This window comes from Streptomyces sp. NPDC001700 (assembly GCF_053596435.1).
The window spans coordinates 209,345-225,865 of record NZ_JBSFGE010000005.1 but is presented as its reverse complement, the minus strand read 5'-3'; the positions used below and the strand labels follow the sequence as shown (position 1 = coordinate 225,865).

Here is a 16,521-nt window from a genome sequence, read left to right as displayed (position 1 = left end):
CCTGAGCCTGCTTACGTCGGGGCACCTGAGCCCTCTTGCGCCGGGGCAACTGTCGGGGCAACTTACGACGGGGCCACCGCGCGGCCGGTCTGCGGCGAGATCATTCCGGCGCAGAGGCCTCGGGCGGCCAGCCCCTGGGCGATGCGGGGGATCGCGGCGCGGGTGTTGGCGGGTCCGTCGTGCATGAGGATGATCTGCCCGTTGGTGAGTCGGCCCGCGGCCTGCACGATCGCGTCGGTGCTGGCGTTGTTCCAGTCCTGCGAGTCGACGTCCCAGAGGATCTGGGTCAGGCCGTACTTGGCGGCGACCGACTTCACCGTCGCGTTGGTCTCCCCGTACGGCGGCCGGAACAGCTTCGGTGTGCCGCCGCCCGCGCCCGCGATCGCTGTTTGCGTCCGGGAGATCTCCGCGTCGATCTGCGCCTGACTCAGCTGGGTCAGGTGGGGGTGGGTGTAGCTGTGGTTGGCGACCCACATCCCGGCGCTGACCTGAGCCCGCACCTGGGCCGGGTTGGCGGCGGCGTTCTGGCCCGTATTGAACATCGTGGCGCGCAGCCCGCTCTGCTTGAGCGCGGTGAGCAGGGCGGGTGCGTTGCCGGACGGACCGTCGTCGAAGGTGAGCCCGACGTACCCGGCGCAGGCCGCCGCCGAGGCCTGCGCCGAGGCCTGCGCCGGTGCCGAACTGGCGCCGTTCACCGTGATGTTGGAGCTACCGCTGCTCCGATAGCCCTCGGTCGCGAGGATCATGTAGTACTTGAAGCTCCCCAGCGGCATCCCGGCGCGCGCCCAGGCGTCGAAGTGGTTGCCGGTGGTGATCGTCCCGCCGGTCCGCTTCGACTGCCGCACGCTCCAGTACTGGTCGAAGGTGCGCGTGCCTTCGACGGACGGGGCGTTGTACCGCGTCGTCTTGTAGATGTCGTACGTACCGCCGTCGCTGGTGACGGTGCCCTTGTACGTCCCCGTCGGCCGGTACGTGCCCCAGTTGTCGACGACGTAGTACTCCACGAGCGGGTTCGACGTCCATCCGTAGAGCGCCAGATAGGCGTTGCCGGACGGGTTGAACGTGCCCGAGTACGTCACGCTCCTGCGGCTGCCGTTGCTCCAGCCCTTGCCCGCGACGAAGTTCCCGGTGTTGCGCCACGACGTGCTGTAACTGCCCCCGGAGGCCAGGGTCATGGAGACGGTTCCCGGCGCGTCGGTCCAGAAGGAGTAGTAGTAGCCGTTGTTGGTGCCGGTCTGGTTCGTGGTGATGACGGTGTCGGCGTGGGCGGTGCCGGGCAGCACCAACGCCGACACGGCAACCAGCACCGTCGTACAGGCCGCGCTGATGAGCAGCCTTAACCGACCGAGCGGCCTTGATCGACCGCGTCCGCGTCCGCGACTCGCTGGAGTGTCCTTCATACGCGCAGTTTTGAGCTGCCCACATCAACAGTCAAGAAGCGTTCCGGAACGAATCACGAAAGGTTCCGGGGATCTTCCGGTCGGGTCAGTCAGGCGAGGTCGGCGAGATCCTCCGGGGTGAGGGTGATCGACCCCGCGCCCATGTTCTCCTCCAGGTGGCCGAGGGAGCCGGTGCCGGGGATGGCCAGGGTGACGGGTGAGGCGGCCAGCAGCCAGGCCAGGGCGATCTGCGGGACGCTGGCACCGTGCCGCTCCGCGACCTTGGCCAGGCGGTCACCGCTGAGATCACTGATGCCGCCGCCCAGCGGGAAGAACGGCACGTACGAGATACCCGCCTCCTCACAGGCGGCCAGGACCTGGGCGTCGTCGCGGTTACCGGCGTGGAAGTGGTTCTGCACGGACGCGACGGGCGCGATCGTACGGGCCTCCGCGAGGTGCCCTGCGTCGATGTTGCTCAGCCCGAGGTGGCGGATCAGCCCCTCCTCGCGCATCGCGGCCAGCGCCTCGAAGCGTTCGGCGATGGACTCGCCGTGCGGCGGTTCCATGAGCCCGACGCGCAGATTGACCAGGTCGAGGCGGTCCACCCCGAGGGTTTCGAGGTTCTCCTCGACCATCGGCCGCAGAACCGCGGGGTCGGTGGTCGGGCCCAGCCCGCTGCCGGGCGTGTACACCGGGCCGACCTTGGTGGCGATGACCAGATCGGCCGGGTACGGGTGGAGCGCCTCGCGGATCAGGTCGTTGGCCCGTACGGTGCCGTCGCCGCTGACGTAGAACGAGGCGGTGTCGATGTGGTTGACGCCGAGTTCAACGGCACGGCGCAGCACGGCACGACCGGTTTCGGGGTCGCGGGCCGGACCGAAGAAGCTGTTCGTGGGCAGGCGCATGGCTCCGAAGCCGATGCGATTGATCGGAAGGTCGCCGCCGAGGCGGAAAACATCGCTCATGGGCACAGCTTCGGCGGCAGCGCCGCTGCTGTGCGAACCCGTGGCAGCTAGCTGCCAGCGCGGCACAATGGACGCGTGGCAGAGATCATGACGATCCGCGGTGACCTGGAACTCCTCGCCCGCACCGAGCACATCTTCTCCTCGATCCGCGAGGAATTCCTCTGCGCCGTCCGGGATCTCACCACCTACGCTCACCTGAGCGGTGCCCGGCAGGCCGCCCGCGACCAGGTCCGGAACCGGGCACAGAACAGCGGAACCCAGCAGATCCGCAAGCTATGCAGCCCGGCAGCCCTGGCCGACGAACACAGCCGCAAGCACCTGAGCGACCTCGTCGACCAGGGCGCCGAGGTACGGATCGCCGCCACCGCCCTCCCTCACGAGACGATCATCATCGACCGCCGCTTCGCGATCCTCGCGGGCCTGGACACCCCCGGCGGCCGCGAGTGCACCGTGACCACCGGCCCCACCCTGGTCGGCGCGGTGTACGCCCTCTTCGACGCCGCCTGGACGACCGCCACCGACCTCAAGGTCTTCCTCCACGGCGAGCAACCCCACCTCGACGCCGAAAGCCGCACCATCCTGCGCGCCCTGGGCTCGGGCGCCACGGACGCGGTAGCCGCCAGACAACTCGGCACCTCGATCCGCACCTACCGCCGCCGAGTAGCCGACCTGCTCAACACCCTCGACGCGGGCTCCCGCTTCCAGGCCGGAATGCGAGCAGGCGAACTGGGCCTCAACGGCTAAGCCCCCCAGCCTGGTGGCTAACCGGCGCAACGGCTGCGTCTGCACTGCTGTTCGGGGGATCCCCTTTTCGCGTATCGAATATGGCGCCACCGGCAATCATTTGTCGCACATCCTTCCGGACGCCCTTCTCTTGCTCGGGTGCTATCACGGATTCCGATGAATGCCAGGGATTCTGCTGGTGGCGGCGAGATTTCGGGGGATACGATATCGCGCGCTGCTCGCGGTGGCGGTCGGTGAGGTTGGCGGTGGGGTGGGGGCGCCTTGGTTGAGCTGCGGAAAGACGCAAGCCGGGGCGGTGCCGACCGAGGGTCTGAACTCGTGTTCGCTTTTCCGGGTCCGTGGCGCTTACGGCGTGCCCGCAATCCCCTCAAACGATCACCACAAAGCGGTCCATGCAATAGCGGTGGGCCCTTTTCCTTTTCCGTTCATGAGAAGAGAAGTGTGGAGTGTGATGCCATGAACCGAGTCGGCAGAGACGCACGCCGGTCGGCCCGCAGACTCGCGGGGCCGCTGGCGCGCATAGGGTTATCTGTTCTGCTGCTGGCAGGCGGCGCCGTGGGGGCGACGGCTGGACCGGCCGCCGCTTCGGCCGCCGACGGCACGCTGACGGTTGAGGTGCTGCGCGACTTCTTCGGCACCGGCGTGGTCAACGCGACGATGGACGTGCCGCAGCGGGGCATGAGGGTGGAGATCTCCGACCCCGCTGGGCACGTTGTCACCGGTGTCACGGATGCCACCGGGAAGGTCGTGGTGTCGCGGTCGACGGCGCTGAGCGGCGGTCAGTACCGCGTCGATGTCAGCATTCCGGCGCCGTACAACGACTATCTGCGGGCGGCGCCCGCGTCGACGGCGGAGAACCACTTCAGCAGCTTCACGTCGTTCGTGGATGTGTCGGACGGAAAGAACGCCTCGGTGGTGACGGGCGTGTGGGACCCGGCCGACTACGCGCTGCCGGACTCGCGGTACTTCGTACCGGTCCACAACGGTGCCAACGGGACGGACAACCGGGCGTTGGTGGCGTTCGGGACGAAGGCCCGGGGCACGTGTCCCACCGATGTGGCGTGCCCGACCACGCTGGCCACGCAGGACCAGGTGGGCACGACGTTCGGGTTGGCGTACGACAAGGACCGGGCCCAGCTGTTCCAGAGCGCGTTCGCCCGCCGGTACACCCCGTACGGGCCGCAGGGCGGGGGCGCGATCTACACGGTGCCGGTGGGCGGCTCAGGTGCGCCGCAGCTGTTCGCGCGGGTGCCGGACGCCACGGTGACGCCGCACGACACCGCCAACATGATCAAGGACGCCGGGTTCACCGACGCGCCGGGCAAGGAGAGCATCGGTGGCCTGGCCCTGTCGGAGGACGGCTCCACGCTGTACGCGGTGAACCTGCGGACCCGCAGCCTGGTGAGCTTCGACGCGACAGGGAACACCGCCGCGGCGCCCAAGTCGACGGTCCCGATCCCGGACCCGGGGTGCGCGAGCCCCGACGACTGGCGGCCGTTCGGACTCCAGGTCCACAACAACACACTGCACGTGGGCGGCGTGTGCAGCGCGGAGAGCACGCAAAAGCGCGCGGACCTGAAGGCGTTCGTCTCCACCTACGACGGCAAGCGGTTCACCACGGTGCTGAGCCACCCGCTCACGGGCGAACGCGGCAGCGTCTTCGGCTCCGGCGACAAGGCCACCCACTGGAACCCGTGGAACACCAGCCTGGACACGTGGGACGACCGGAAGGCGGGCGGCGTCTTCATCGATCCGCAGCCGGAGCTGGCCTCCCTCGCCTTCGCCCGCGACGGCTCGATGATCCTGGGCTTCCGCGACCGCTTCATGGACGTACTCAGTTGGGGAGGTCTTGACCCCCGCCCGGGGAACGACACGGCGGAAAACGGCATGTCCGGTGGTGACATCACCATGGTCTGCGCCACTCCCACCGGCGAATACCAGTGGGAAGGCACCGGGAGCTGCCCCAACCACGCCACCCCCGCCAACAGTGGCGGCCAGCCCGCCGGGGTCGCCGAATACTTCCCGGGCGACACTTACGCCAACGCGCACCAGGAGACCGCGCTGGGGTCGGTGGCCTATATCCCGCAGCAGCAGTGGGTCGCCAGCACGGAGTTCGACCCGGTCGTCGACGTCGCGACCTCAGGGACCGGGTACCACGACATCACGACAGGTCAGGGCCCGGGCAACAACCCGAAGGCCAACGGGTTCCAGTTCGTCAACCGGGAACAAGGCGGGTTCGGCAAGGCCGGTGGGCTCGGTGACATCGCGTACGCGGCGGCGAACGCGCCTATCCAGATCGGCAACGTCGTGTGGTTCGACGGCGACCACAACGGGATCCAGGACCCGGGGCACGTGCTGCTCCCGGGGGCGACGATCAACCTGCTGGACGCGGACGGCAAGCAGGTCGCCACGACCAGGACCGATGCCGCCGGTGAGTACTACTTCGGTGGTGTCGGCGCCGAGTACGAGCTGACGCCGGGCGCGAAGTACACGGTGCAGTTCGACGTGTGCACCGCGGACACCGGCAAGGTGCCCGAGCAGCCCGCGGCGAGCGAGCTGCGGTTCACGCTTCCGCGAGCCGGTGGCAACCGTGCGCATGACTCCAATGTGACCCCGCCGACCACCGGGCGGTTGTGCGACGGCTCCGCGCCTGTCACGGCGCCGGACAAGCCGGGCGGGGTCGATCACACGATCGACGCCGGGGTGTACATCCCGAAGGCAACGCCGAGCCCGTCCCCGACGCCGACCCCGACCGATTCCACGAGCCCGAGCCCGAACCCGACCGATACGGCGACCCCGACCCCGAACCCGACCGATTCCGCGACCCCGGACCCGACCTCACCACCGGCCCCGGGCCCGGGCCCGGGCTCACCCCCGGATCCGGCCTCGCCGCCGTCAGGCGCGCCGCCTGCCGACCCGGCCCCGGCCGGTGGGATCAGGGGTTCGCTGGCGCACACCGGTATGTCCAGGCTGCCGGAGGCGATCGGCCTCGTCGGTCTGCTGGTGAGTGCGGGTCTGGTCATCGCGTTCATGAGCCGTAAGCGCCGCGCCCAGAAACGGTGAGGGAGAGGGGACATCAGAAGAGTGTCAGCGTCGAGCCGCGTGCGGAGAGCGAGAGGTCAGCAACCTCTACCAAGCCGTGCGGCTGACCGGCGCCGATGGCCGCGGCCGCGCTGGGCGGCGGCAGCGGTCATCGGCGTAGCGGCCGTCGCGGTGGCCGTCGCGGTGGCCGCGATGGCCGCGTTCCTGGCCGCCGACGGCGGCTCCGGCCCCGGCGGTCCGCGCGCACTGACGTCGGATGAGGTGAACCGGCTGGCCATGACGCGGTTCCGTAACTACGAGGCGCACGGCCGCGCGGTGACGATCAACGTGCCGAGCACCACCGGTGGGCTGATCGTCACCGGGTCCGTCGACTACCAAGGGAAGCTCGGTTACGGGGTGGTGCGCGGCACCGGCCGCGACAGGTCCAGCGACGGGCTGATCCAGTGGACGCCCACCTCGGTGTACGTCCGCCCGATGGCGGACGCCCCGGCGCACGCACCCGCGTCGCCGCCCCGCTCGGGCTGGCACGACCGTCCGCTGCTGTCGTCCGGCAGCGCGCTGGACACCTCCCTGTCCATCGCGCTCGGCCTCGGCGGCGACCGGCCGGACAACGCCGAACTGCTGTCGCAGAACGGCGCCGCCTGGCGGGGGCGGGAGCAGGTGAACGGGCGCCGGGTGGACGTCATGACCGGGCCGTCCTCCCCCGACCGCTCCGGTACGGCGGGCAACGTGCGCTACTGGATCGGCTCCGACGGCACCATGTACCGGGTCCGCGTCAGCGTGGGTTCGCAGCCGGAGCCGGTCGTCATGGATTTCGACACCCACGAGTACGTGCCGGTCAAGCCGGTAACCGGAACCACCCCGGCCCGGTAGCCGCTGTTCAGGACGTCCGTACCCGCGCGTTCGCGGAGAGCAGGGACGACGACGGCAGCCGGATGCCCTCCGTCTCCGGCAGGGCCGGTACGGGCGGGACAGCGGTGGCGCCCGTAGTGGTGGCGTGGGGGAACTGCGGCTGTCGACCGGGCGCCGCGACCTTGGTGAACGCGATGCCGCCGGGTGGGGTCGGCATCGTCCACCGGCCGCCCGGCGAGGGCGACTTGGCGGGCAGCGGACAGGACGCGGTGGTGGCGAGCCGGGCGGGCACGGTGGTGCGCAGATCGTTGCCGCGCAGGCAGTTGCCCCGCCCCCGGGTGGCGGTGAGGAACGTCCAGCCGACGTCGACGCCGTTGCCGGTGAACGTGTTGTCCACGATCCGGTTGCCGACCGAAGGGATGTCGGCGGTCGCGGTGATCACGAGCCCGGCGTTGCTGTGGTCGGCGACGCGGTTGCGGGTGAACAGGTTGTCGCTGCCGCCGTCGACGCCGATGCCGGTGCCCCAACCGCCGTCGGCCTGCTGCGGGGTGGCCCGCTGCTGGTTGGCGGCGATCAGATTGCCCGCGATGACGGAGCCCCGCTGCGGGAGCAGCTTCTCCTGGTGGTCGGAGTTGGTGGTCAGGCCGACCCGGTTGCCGACCAGGCGGTTGCGGACCACGTACATGTCGCCGCTGGCGTTGGTGCCTTCGTAACCGACCGCGTTGAGTTCGGCGACGTTGTCCCGCACCACGATGTCGCAGGGCTTGCACTGGCCGACGTAGATCCCCGAGTCGGCGCCGCCCGAGGCGTACGAATGCTCGATGACGCCGTTCTGCGCGGAGAACGCGTAGATGCCGTACAGCCCGTTGCGGGTCGCGGTCACATGCGAGACCAGGAACGACTTCAGGAACGTGACGGGCTCGTCGCCGGTGTCGTAGCCGCCGCTCTGCCCCGGCAGCCCGGCGGCGGCCTTCGCCGAACCGGTGACCAGGACCCCGTTCTGCGTGTTGTTCTCCACGGTCAGGTTCTCCACGGCCACTCCGGGCGCCGCAACGACGACACCGTTCGGCTGCCGCAACCGCCCGTCGATGACGACCTTGTGCCGGGACGCGCCGCGAAGGGTGATGCGAGCCGTGTCGATCTTCACCGACTCGTGGTACACGCCCGGAGCGACCAGCACCAGATCACCGGGCCGGGCCAAGGACACCGCATCCGAGATCGTCGGGGCATCGGCAGGCACGCGGATCGTCACATCCGCACCGGCCGGTCGCCGCCCTTTGTCCGACTCACCATCGCCGCCGCAGCCGACCACCAATGTCAGCGTGCCCAGTACCGCCGCCACCACGCGAAGAGCTAATCGAGGCATGATCCGAGTCTGGCAGAACGCCCAATTCCACGCCGTAATTGGTGAGATTGACCGACGCGCACGATTCGAGTGTGGCACCCTGCACCCCATGCATCGAGCCGATCACCCTCCGTCGCGCCGCGCGTTCCTCGATGCCACCGGCGTCATGGTGGCCGCCGGTCTGGCCGCCGGGTGCACATCGGACTCCGCCCGGCCAGGCCGTCACGCCCCTACGGCAGCGGCCGCGCCGACGCCGGTCGCGGCGACGGGTCGGCATCAGGCAGGCATCACGCTCCCCCATCCGGCCCAGCGCAACCTGCTGGCCGTGGTGGCCGACCTCGGTGCCACCGTGGCTCCCGGCCCGCTGCTGGCCGACCTCGGTCAGGCCATCCGCGCGCTCGTCGCCGGGACCGACCCGCGACTGCTGGGCCTGCCGCCGGGCGACCTCACCGTGACCGTCGGCGTGGGGCCCCGGCTGGTGCGCACGGCCGGCGCTTCGCTGCCCGGCGCGGCCGACCTCCCCCGCTTCTCCCGCGAGCGGATCGCTTCGCGGGCACGCGGCGGTGACCTGCTGCTGCAGATCTGCGCCAGCGACGCGCTGCTCCCGCCGGTCGTCGCCGCCGCGCTGCTGGACCAGGCCGGTGACCGCGTCCACGAACGCTGGCGGCAGTCCGCACGCCGCGGTGCGAACGTGCCCATCGGCAACGGCCTCACCGCGCCACGCAATCCGCTCGGTTTCATCGACGGCATCGTCGGCCCGCACACCACCGCCGAACAACGACGCGACCTGTGGCTGGCCGGGCCCCCCGAGGTCGCCGGGGGCACCCTCGCCGTACTGCGGCGCATGGAACTCGACCTGCCCCGGTTCGCCGCCCTGTCCGTAGCCGAGCAGGAGGCGGTCTTCGGGCGGCGCCGGGCCAGCGGCGTCCCCCTCTCCGGCGGCCCCGTCGCCTCGGGCCCGGAACTCGGCGCCAAGACACCGGACGGACGCTACCTCGTCCCCGCCGACGCCCACGTGCGCAGGGCGAACCCCACCGTGGTCGGCGCCGGTCTCATGCTCCGCCGCTCCTACAGCACCGACGAGCCCGCCCCCGGCCTGCTCTTCATCAGCTTCCAGAACGACCTGCGGACCTTCGCCGCGACCCTCACCCACATGGACACCGCCGACGCGCTGCTGCGCTTCACCACCACGACGGCCAGCGCGACCTTCTTGATCCTCCCCGGCTTCGACCGGCAACGCCCGCTCGGCTCCCAGCTGTTCGCCTGATCGCCCCGATGGACGCCAAACGCCCCGGACCGAGATCGATCCGGGGCGTTCGCGCTGGTGCCCCCGGCAGGATTCGAACCTGCGACACCCGCTTTAGGAGAGCGGTGCTCTATCCCCTGAGCTACGGAGGCAGGGCCTTGCGTGAAACGTGGATGAATACTCTGAGTGATTATTCGTCCTGTCTCAGCAAGAGGGACCGCCGCGTGCGGCGGTCCCAGACAGAGTAGCGGATGGGGCTGGGGTGTGCTTGGCGCCTGGTTCAGTTCATGATCGTGAGGGCTGTGGTGGGGTGCTGCTGGGGTCTGTGGTCTGGGCGTCGGCGTAGGTGGGGTCTTCGTGGTAGCGGGCTGCGCTGGTGGCGTTTTGTGCGAGGAGGAAGCCGAGGACGACGAGGCTTTGGGCTTCGGCACCGAAGGCGATCATGCGGCGGTTCCACAGGGAGCGGTCGAGTTGGGAGAAGCCGGCTTCGGTGTCTTCGCGGCCGCCGTAGAGGGTCTGGTGGATGGCGGTGTTGTCGGGGATCTGGAGGAGGTGTTCGGCGCGGTGGAAGCCGGTCTCCGTGTCGCTTTGGCCGGGGTGGTGTTCTCCGTTGGTGCTGGTGACGCCGACGGGCTCGCGGTGTTGGTGAGGGCCGCGGGGGCAGGGGATGTCGAGGAGGTGGTACCAGCGGTGGGCGTGGGTACTGGCGCGGCGTTCGAGTTTGTCGACGGGCAGGGGGATGAGGGTGCTGGTGCCGTCGTCGACGGGGGCACGTACGTGGACGCGGCCGCTGTTGGACCACAGTTCGTGGCGGCAGTGGTCGAAGTCGAGGGTGCGGATGTAGCGGGGGGTGGTGCCTTTGTGTTGTTTGTTGATCAGTAGGCGGCCGCGGCGGGCGATGACGTCGCGGTGCATGCCGCGCAGGGCGCCGTCGTAGAGGACGCCCATGCAGCCGTCGGCGGCATCGAGGATGGCGCAGGCGAGGTCGAGAGCGATGGCGGCTTCGCCGCCGGGGTGGTTGTGGGGTACGTGGGCGTAGCGGAGGAAGACGCGGCGGAAGTAGCCGCGGTGCCGGGTGGAGAAGACGACGAATTTGGTGCCCAGGACCATTGCTTCCTCGCCCTTGTTCTCCTCGGTGCCGGTGTCAGGTGCTGTTCCGGCCGGTGTGATCTGTGTGTCCTTGCCGTTGCGGTCGGCGCCGCCTTCTTTCTGCCAGGAGGAGGCGGGGTCGACGCGGTGGCGGCGGATCTCACCGGTGGTGGGGTCGATGCTGTAGGGGGTGGTGGACAGGGTGGGGGATTTGGCGACGGTGCCGTCGCCGGCGATGAGTTGGTGGCGCTGGGGACTGCTCCAGGAGCGTCGTTGGTCGACGGGCAGCAGACGCTGGCGCAGGGCCTGGGCGAGAGCGATGTCGGCGAAGGTTTCGTTGAGTTCTTCCAGGCGGGGGATGAGGAGGGTGCGCTGGGCGTGCTGCCATTGGTGGCGGGAGGGCCCGGCATTGGGCAGGCGGGCGGCTTCGTCGGTGCCCAGGTGGTGGGTGACGCTGTTGCGGATCGTCGTCCACACCGCCGGGTCCTGGAGGTCGCCGGCGCAGTAGCGGGCGGAGCCGTGGATGCCGCGCAGGGCGAGGAAGAGGAGATAGACGTAGGGCGGGTAGTGGGGCGGGCGTCCGCGGCGGGGGCCGGGATCGGGCGCGAGGGTCTCGGCCAGGCGGTAGAGGTCCTCGAAGCGGGCCACGTCTGTGATGCGCTGGGAGATGGTGCGCAGGTCGGCCTCGCTGGCGCGGCGTGCGGTCTTTTTGCGGGCCGCGCGGGGTACGCGGTCGCCGAAGAGGTCATCGGGCATCGCCGTCGCCCCCGTTCGGTGCTGTGCGGTCTGTGGTGGGGGCCTGCCACTGGTAGCCGATGAGGGCGGCGGTGCTGTCGAGGGAGGCCATGCCGAGGTGGTGGGCTGCGGCTTCGATGCGTCCGGTGGCCTGGAAGGTTTCCCAGCCCGCGTACGCGGTGATCGAGGCGGGCCTGACTGTCCGGTCGGCGCCGAGGCCGATGCGTCTGAGGACATCGCGCAGGGCGACGCAGACCCGGGCCTGGATCTGTTCGTCGGTGCCGTTGCGCGGGGAGACGGCCAGCCGGAGCCGGTACGGGGCGGCGCCGGGTGGCGCTGTGGTGCGGATGTGGTGGGCGCGGGCTGCCACTACCTGAGCGCCCCAGGCGTCCAGCGGGCACCAGCGCGGCCGGGTCTTGACCGAGCCGTGCATCCACACCCGCGCGGAGGCGAGGTCGAGGTCGAGCGGGCCGATGTGGCCGATCTCGCCGCTGAAACCGCCGGCCAGGGCCAGGGCGATGGCGGCCGCGTGACGGGTGGGACGGCCGGTGAACTGGGCCGCGCGGCGCAGCTCGACCGCCTCGGCCTCGTCCAGGGGGCGGGTGGCCCCGCACAGGCGCGGGGGCAGGTCGATGTCGCGGGTCGGGTCGGTGTCGGTCAGGGCGAGGCGGCGGGCGGTGGTGAAGCACATCCGCAGCACGCTGCGGCGCAGATGCCGGGTGGACAGCGAGGCGGGGGCGATGTGCCGGTGGCGGGTGCGGCCGTGCGCGTCGATGAACTGCGCGGCGATAGCGGCGTCGGCGTCGGTGAGCAGCACCGCGCCGCAGGCCGCGGCGAACGCTTCGAAGCGGCGTAGCAGCTGGCCGAACCGGCTCAGCGTCTGCTCGGACATCTCGCCGCGCCTGACCAGGTCCTGCCAGGCGGCCAGGACGGCCGCGACGGCGGCGGTGAGCGGGACCTCAACGGCCATGTGACGCCGCCGGGATGACCACGCGGCTCGCCCGGCGCAGCGGCGGGGCGAGCGGATGTGCGACTTCCGGCATGGGGCGACCTCCACAACATCGGTGCATACATGCACCGTGGGGGGGTCGAGGGAATCCGGCAACCGGAGCGAGCCGTACTGGTGAGGGGTGCACTCGTTCGGCGTACGGTCTGATGTGCCGTTATGAATGAGGTCAAACTGGGCGGGCCTGCATGAGCGCTGGCTCCCTTCGGACGTGGGCTGACATGCTGTTTGCAAGGGGTGGATGGCGAGGGGATCGAACCCTCCGCGGGCAGGGTCCATAGCCGGCCGCGAGCACCAGCCGCCACCCCCTCAGGGCGCCGGTCCGCTTGGGTCGGCGCCCTGTGTGTGGGTCAGGTGGTCGGTGCCAGGGCGCCGCGCAGGGTCTGCAGGATGCCTTCGAGGAAAGCGGCGTAGCGGGCGTCGGGCAGTTCCTGAATCTCCGGACGGGACATCCCCAGCAGCAGGACGTCGTCGGCGGCACTGTCGGGCCCGGTGTCCGCGGTGTGGTCCTGGTCGCCCGCCCCCTGGGCCTGTTCTTCCTCTTCCCCGTCGGGATCCGGCGCGTCGCTCTCCGGGGCAGGTGCTTGTGGGGGCGGGGCGTCCGGGGCGCGCAGGCGGACTTGGAGCCGCTGTGGGTCGCGCTCCACGATCAGCGCGATGTCCAGCCACTCGACCATGTACTGGCCGCGTACGGGTACCCCGGGCAGGCCGGCGCGCAGCAGACGGGCCAACTCTTCCTGCGGCAGCGAACCGCCGGCCAGATAGTCGGCCGCCGCGGCCGCCGACCAGTGCGCGCCCAGGAGCGGACGCAGCACCAGCCGCGCCTGCGCCCGGTCGCCCCTCCATGCCTCGGCGAACGACCGCCCCCGCTCGGTGATCGCGTACTGGCCCCGGCCGGTCTCGACCAGCCCCACATCCGCCAGGAACGCCATGCAGTCGCCGACGGTGGCCGCGCCGATGCCGACGTGCTGCGCCAGTACCGGCCGCGGCACCGGGGCGGTGCCAGTGCCGAGGTCGGCGAGCCCGATCAGGACGTTGATCTGCTGGCATGGGTTCGCCCGGTAGCTGGGCAGCGTGCGGCGTGGAGGAGAGCTCGCGCGCCGCTGGCGGCGCTTTGCGGCGGGGGGAGGGTCCGCGTTCCGGCCTGTGCCGGAATCTGCGCGGTGAGAGGAAGAAAAAGACACGTTGAGCCCAATTCCCGGCCCGCTGGAGCCGAATTCTGTCGGGCTCTCGCATCCGCGCCGAAAGGCGCCTAGAATCAAGGTGATGCGTGAGCCCAGAAATGCGCGTATCCCGCGTGCCGCCGACCTTCTTCGGCGGCACGTACGCGTGTACGGGTAATTTTCGGCGCAGCGGCCTTTGTTACGTATCACCGCCCGCCGTCGGCGCCAGCGCGTAGACCTTTCCTGCCAGGAGCAGCGTCCCCTTGGTGACCTGGCGGTTCAACTCCCGTCGCAGGCTGCCGGCTTTGATGTCCGGGCGCGTGGCCTTCAGGTGCCGGACGATCTCTGACCGGGCAGCGCGCCGACGCGGCCGGAGGAAGACCAGCACTTCCTGGGCGATCGTCGGCCTCTGGCCCTGCGAGGCATGCGCGCGGGCGGCGTCCTGATCCGCTCCCTGGTCTTCCGTGGCCGCGGGCAGCAGCTCCTCGGCGCCGTGCACAACTCGCTGGGAGACCTCAGCCCGCGTGCTGGCGGAGCCGAACGCCGAGCGGGCGGCGGCCAGTTCCGCCTCCGCCCGGACGAGGCGGTCCTTCGCCGCAGCCAGCGACGCCGCGTCATGTGCGGCCAAAGACCTCAGTGCGGCCAGGACAGCCAGTGCCCGGTACGACTTCATGGAAGAACCTCCCCTCCCGGATAGCCCGGTTCCGGCGAATCGCTGATGAGCGTATCCACTGACGTCTCAGTCCCGTAGATCTTCTCCCTGAAATGCCCCCTCAGTGCCACAGTCCGCGAGGCAAAAACGCGTCGAACGCAATCCGAAAAAACAACAGAGAGTCTTACTCGGCGGAACCGCATTTCACCCCGTACCTGCCTTCTGGCCTGCCTTTTCTCTCGAAGGCCTCAGTTACTCACCGTCAGTGTGGCGCGTTTTGGGAAATGCAGGGGGCGCACGGGAGTGAAACCGCGCTCGCGCATAGGTGTGCAAGCCCGGCCGGATCCCGCACCTGTCCCGAGTCCTGTGAGCCCGTGCGGCGCGGGCTCACGGGGATGGCGGAGGGGGCGGGGTGCAGGTCGAGTCGCGCTCACACGTCGAAAGGTGTCTGTGCGAGCGAGAAAAATGGTGTATGTATGCACCATTAGCCGGTTGGGTGGTTGCCGGGAATCGAGGAGAGTGGTCGGCGGATGACGGGTGCGTGGGATGATCCGGGCATGCCCCGGAGCAGTAACGACAAGGTGCCGCGCGACTATGTCGTCGACGACGCCTGGCCGCACGCCGCTCTCGTGCCCGATGCCCCGGTCAGTGCTCACTACGGCCAGGCGCTTGCCCGCAATCTGGAGAACGCCCTCGCCGTCAGCGGGCACAGCCTGCGAACCCTCGCTGAGGTGACGGGGATCAACCACTCCACCATCAGCCGTGTCATCAACGGCAAAGTGATGCCCGACCTCGGCACCATCGCCCGACTGGAAGCCACCTTCGGTTTCCAGGTCTGGCCCGGTCCCGGTGCGCTGCCGTCCCGCTCCCCTTCCTCCGGGTGAGGGGTGCGGGTCCCCCTCCTTCGGGCGGGGGAGGGCCGGTCTGCCGGATCCCCCGCCTGCCCGCTTGGACGCGCGCGGCGCCACATCCGCCCCTACCCTCTCCTCATGTGCATGTATGCACCGCCCAGGGGTGATGTCCTCCTTGTGTGCTTCGACCGACGCCACCGAGTCGCCCTGCTCCCTCCCAATCCACCGGACGCTGGCCGACCCTGGCTCCTGCCCGCTGTGCGGCGCAGGGCAGGTGAGCCCTACTGGCGGGCCGCGCAGCGCCTTGTCTGTTCGATGGCGCCGGAGGGGGCCATCCGGCTCGGGCCGGTCACCGGCCGCATCCGGCCCGCCGCCCCCGGCGCATGGCCGCGGTGGCGGCAGGGTGAGCGCCGTGTCTTCACCGCGCATCTCACCTCACTGAGAGCTGTGCACGACGAAGGCCTCTATTCCTGGCTCCCCTACGGCCGTGTCGCCGAGTACGTCGGGGATGTGGGGGCCGCGGATCTGGGCGTGTTCCTTAAGGGGTATGTGGACGGCTGGATCCCGGACGGCTGGATCACTCTGAGCCACCGCTGTCAGCCAGGGGCCTGGGGGTGCCGGGGTGATGGACAGTAGTGCGGGGCGTTGCGGGGGTTGTCCGCGGCCGGATCAGCTCCGGGGCATGGTGGGCCGACTGCCGCCCGTGGGGTGCGGGGCCGGGCATGGCGTGGGGCCCAGGCTCCCCCCCCCCCCCCCGTGTGCGGGGGCTTGACCGTCAGGTGCCGGGGAGCCTGTTCATCACGTCGTACATCTGCTGCGGGGTCAGCGGGGCGACGGGAAGTGGTTTTTGTGCGGCTTGGGTGCGCAGTCCGTCGAGGGTGAAGGCGATGCCGCGGCGCCAGGCGTCGGGTGCGGTGTCCGGCGCCGCGCGGGTGAGCAGGGCGTTGGTGCCGAAGACGAACAGGAGGTCCTCGCCGGTGAAGTCCGGGCGGAGGGCGCCGGCCTTCTGGGCGCGCTCGATGATCCGTGTGGAGGCGTCGTGTGCCCGGTCGCAGAGGGTCATCAGGCGCTCGGCGCCCGGATAGCGTCCGCTGAGCACGTCAGCGAGTGCGGGATCGGTGGCCTGGAGTTCGCAGACGGCCTCGATGTAGTACGCGAACCCTTCCCAGGCGTCTTCGAGGGACAGGGCGTGCTCGGCGACTTCGTCGAGGCGGTCCGCGGCCAGGTCGGTCACGACCTCGTCGATGAGCGCCTCGCGGGTGCCGAAGAGGTTGTAGAGGGTGCCGTGGCTCACTCCGGCCCGGCGGGCGATCTCCTTCAGGGGCACCTGGAGGCCGCGCTCCTGGAACAGTTCGGCGGCGGCTGTCCGCAGTTTCTCTGCGTTTCGTTGCGCGTCGGCCCGCATCCGGTGATTCCTCCTGGTCCTGGCTTGCGGACCCCATGGTCGCATCC

The 16,521-nt window shown here is 70.2% G+C and carries 13 protein-coding genes, 1 tRNA gene and 1 pseudogene; 5 read left to right on the top strand and 10 right to left on the bottom strand.

Translation table 11 applies throughout. The features are described 5' to 3' along the window. Positions 1-62 precede the first annotated feature (62 nt). The 3 genes and pseudogenes from ACWC5C_RS12115 to ACWC5C_RS12105 all read right to left on the bottom strand — a co-directional run bounded on the left by ACWC5C_RS12115 (position 63) and on the right by ACWC5C_RS12105 (position 2,344). Entirely contained in the window at positions 63-701 is a 639-nt protein-coding gene (locus ACWC5C_RS12115; RefSeq protein WP_450875554.1) for a polysaccharide deacetylase family protein, read from the bottom strand. Further along, positions 693-1,400, bottom strand: a pseudogene (locus ACWC5C_RS12110) (glycoside hydrolase family 11 protein); the annotation flags it as partial. The pseudogene ACWC5C_RS12110 and the gene ACWC5C_RS12115, both read right to left, overlap by 9 nt. Before the next feature lie 89 nt (positions 1,401-1,489). After that, complete coding sequence (locus ACWC5C_RS12105) at positions 1,490-2,344, bottom strand: aldo/keto reductase (protein ID WP_450875337.1); 855 nt, start codon at positions 2,342-2,344, stop codon at positions 1,490-1,492. 75 nt (positions 2,345-2,419) lie between these two features. On the opposite strand from ACWC5C_RS12105, the gene ACWC5C_RS12100 reads away from it, so the two are divergent. From ACWC5C_RS12100 to ACWC5C_RS12090, 3 genes are all read left to right on the top strand, one after another. After that, the gene (locus tag ACWC5C_RS12100; RefSeq protein WP_450875336.1) at positions 2,420-3,088 is read left to right on the top strand and encodes a DNA-binding response regulator; all 669 of its coding nucleotides are present in this window, start codon (positions 2,420-2,422) and stop codon (positions 3,086-3,088) included. A gap of 555 nt (positions 3,089-3,643) precedes the next feature. Then, complete coding sequence (locus ACWC5C_RS12095) at positions 3,644-6,151, top strand: SdrD B-like domain-containing protein (RefSeq protein WP_450875335.1); 2,508 nt, start codon at positions 3,644-3,646, stop codon at positions 6,149-6,151. 171 nt (positions 6,152-6,322) lie between these two features. After that, positions 6,323-7,003, top strand: coding sequence for a hypothetical protein (locus ACWC5C_RS12090; protein ID WP_450875553.1), 681 nt, complete (start codon positions 6,323-6,325; stop codon positions 7,001-7,003). Between the two features lie 7 nt (positions 7,004-7,010). On the opposite strand, the gene ACWC5C_RS12085 is transcribed toward ACWC5C_RS12090, so the two are convergent. Next, entirely contained in the window at positions 7,011-8,348 is a 1,338-nt protein-coding gene (locus ACWC5C_RS12085) for a right-handed parallel beta-helix repeat-containing protein (RefSeq protein WP_450875334.1), read from the bottom strand. Between the two features lie 88 nt (positions 8,349-8,436). On the opposite strand from ACWC5C_RS12085, the gene ACWC5C_RS12080 reads away from it, so the two are divergent. Then, entirely contained in the window at positions 8,437-9,594 is a 1,158-nt protein-coding gene (locus ACWC5C_RS12080) for a Dyp-type peroxidase (RefSeq protein ID WP_450875333.1), read from the top strand. Between the two features lie 55 nt (positions 9,595-9,649). On the opposite strand, the gene ACWC5C_RS12075 is transcribed toward ACWC5C_RS12080, so the two are convergent. From ACWC5C_RS12075 to ACWC5C_RS12055, 5 genes are all read right to left on the bottom strand, one after another. After that, a tRNA-Arg gene (locus tag ACWC5C_RS12075) sits at positions 9,650-9,725 on the bottom strand. A 133-nt stretch (positions 9,726-9,858) separates the two neighbouring features. Continuing rightward, the gene (locus ACWC5C_RS12070; protein WP_450875332.1) at positions 9,859-11,418 is read right to left on the bottom strand and encodes a hypothetical protein; all 1,560 of its coding nucleotides are present in this window, start codon (positions 11,416-11,418) and stop codon (positions 9,859-9,861) included. Further along, positions 11,408-12,367 (bottom strand): hypothetical protein, encoded by a 960-nt coding sequence (locus tag ACWC5C_RS12065; RefSeq protein ID WP_450875331.1) that lies wholly within the window; start codon positions 12,365-12,367, stop codon positions 11,408-11,410. The genes ACWC5C_RS12070 and ACWC5C_RS12065 overlap by 11 nt, the downstream gene beginning before the upstream one ends. Before the next feature lie 386 nt (positions 12,368-12,753). Beyond that, on the bottom strand, positions 12,754-13,395 hold the full coding sequence (locus tag ACWC5C_RS12060; RefSeq protein ID WP_450875330.1) for a hypothetical protein: 642 nt from the start codon (positions 13,393-13,395) through the stop codon (positions 12,754-12,756). Positions 13,396-13,765: 370 nt separating this feature from the next. Beyond that, the gene (locus tag ACWC5C_RS12055; RefSeq protein WP_450875329.1) at positions 13,766-14,239 is read right to left on the bottom strand and encodes a hypothetical protein; all 474 of its coding nucleotides are present in this window, start codon (positions 14,237-14,239) and stop codon (positions 13,766-13,768) included. Positions 14,240-14,775: 536 nt separating this feature from the next. On the opposite strand from ACWC5C_RS12055, the gene ACWC5C_RS12050 reads away from it, so the two are divergent. Next, positions 14,776-15,102, top strand: coding sequence for a helix-turn-helix domain-containing protein (locus tag ACWC5C_RS12050; RefSeq protein WP_450875328.1), 327 nt, complete (start codon positions 14,776-14,778; stop codon positions 15,100-15,102). 742 nt (positions 15,103-15,844) lie between these two features. Here ACWC5C_RS12050 and ACWC5C_RS12045 read toward each other — a convergent pair. After that, on the bottom strand, positions 15,845-16,474 hold the full coding sequence (locus ACWC5C_RS12045; RefSeq protein WP_450875327.1) for a TetR/AcrR family transcriptional regulator: 630 nt from the start codon (positions 16,472-16,474) through the stop codon (positions 15,845-15,847). Between the last annotated feature and the right edge of the window lie 47 nt (positions 16,475-16,521).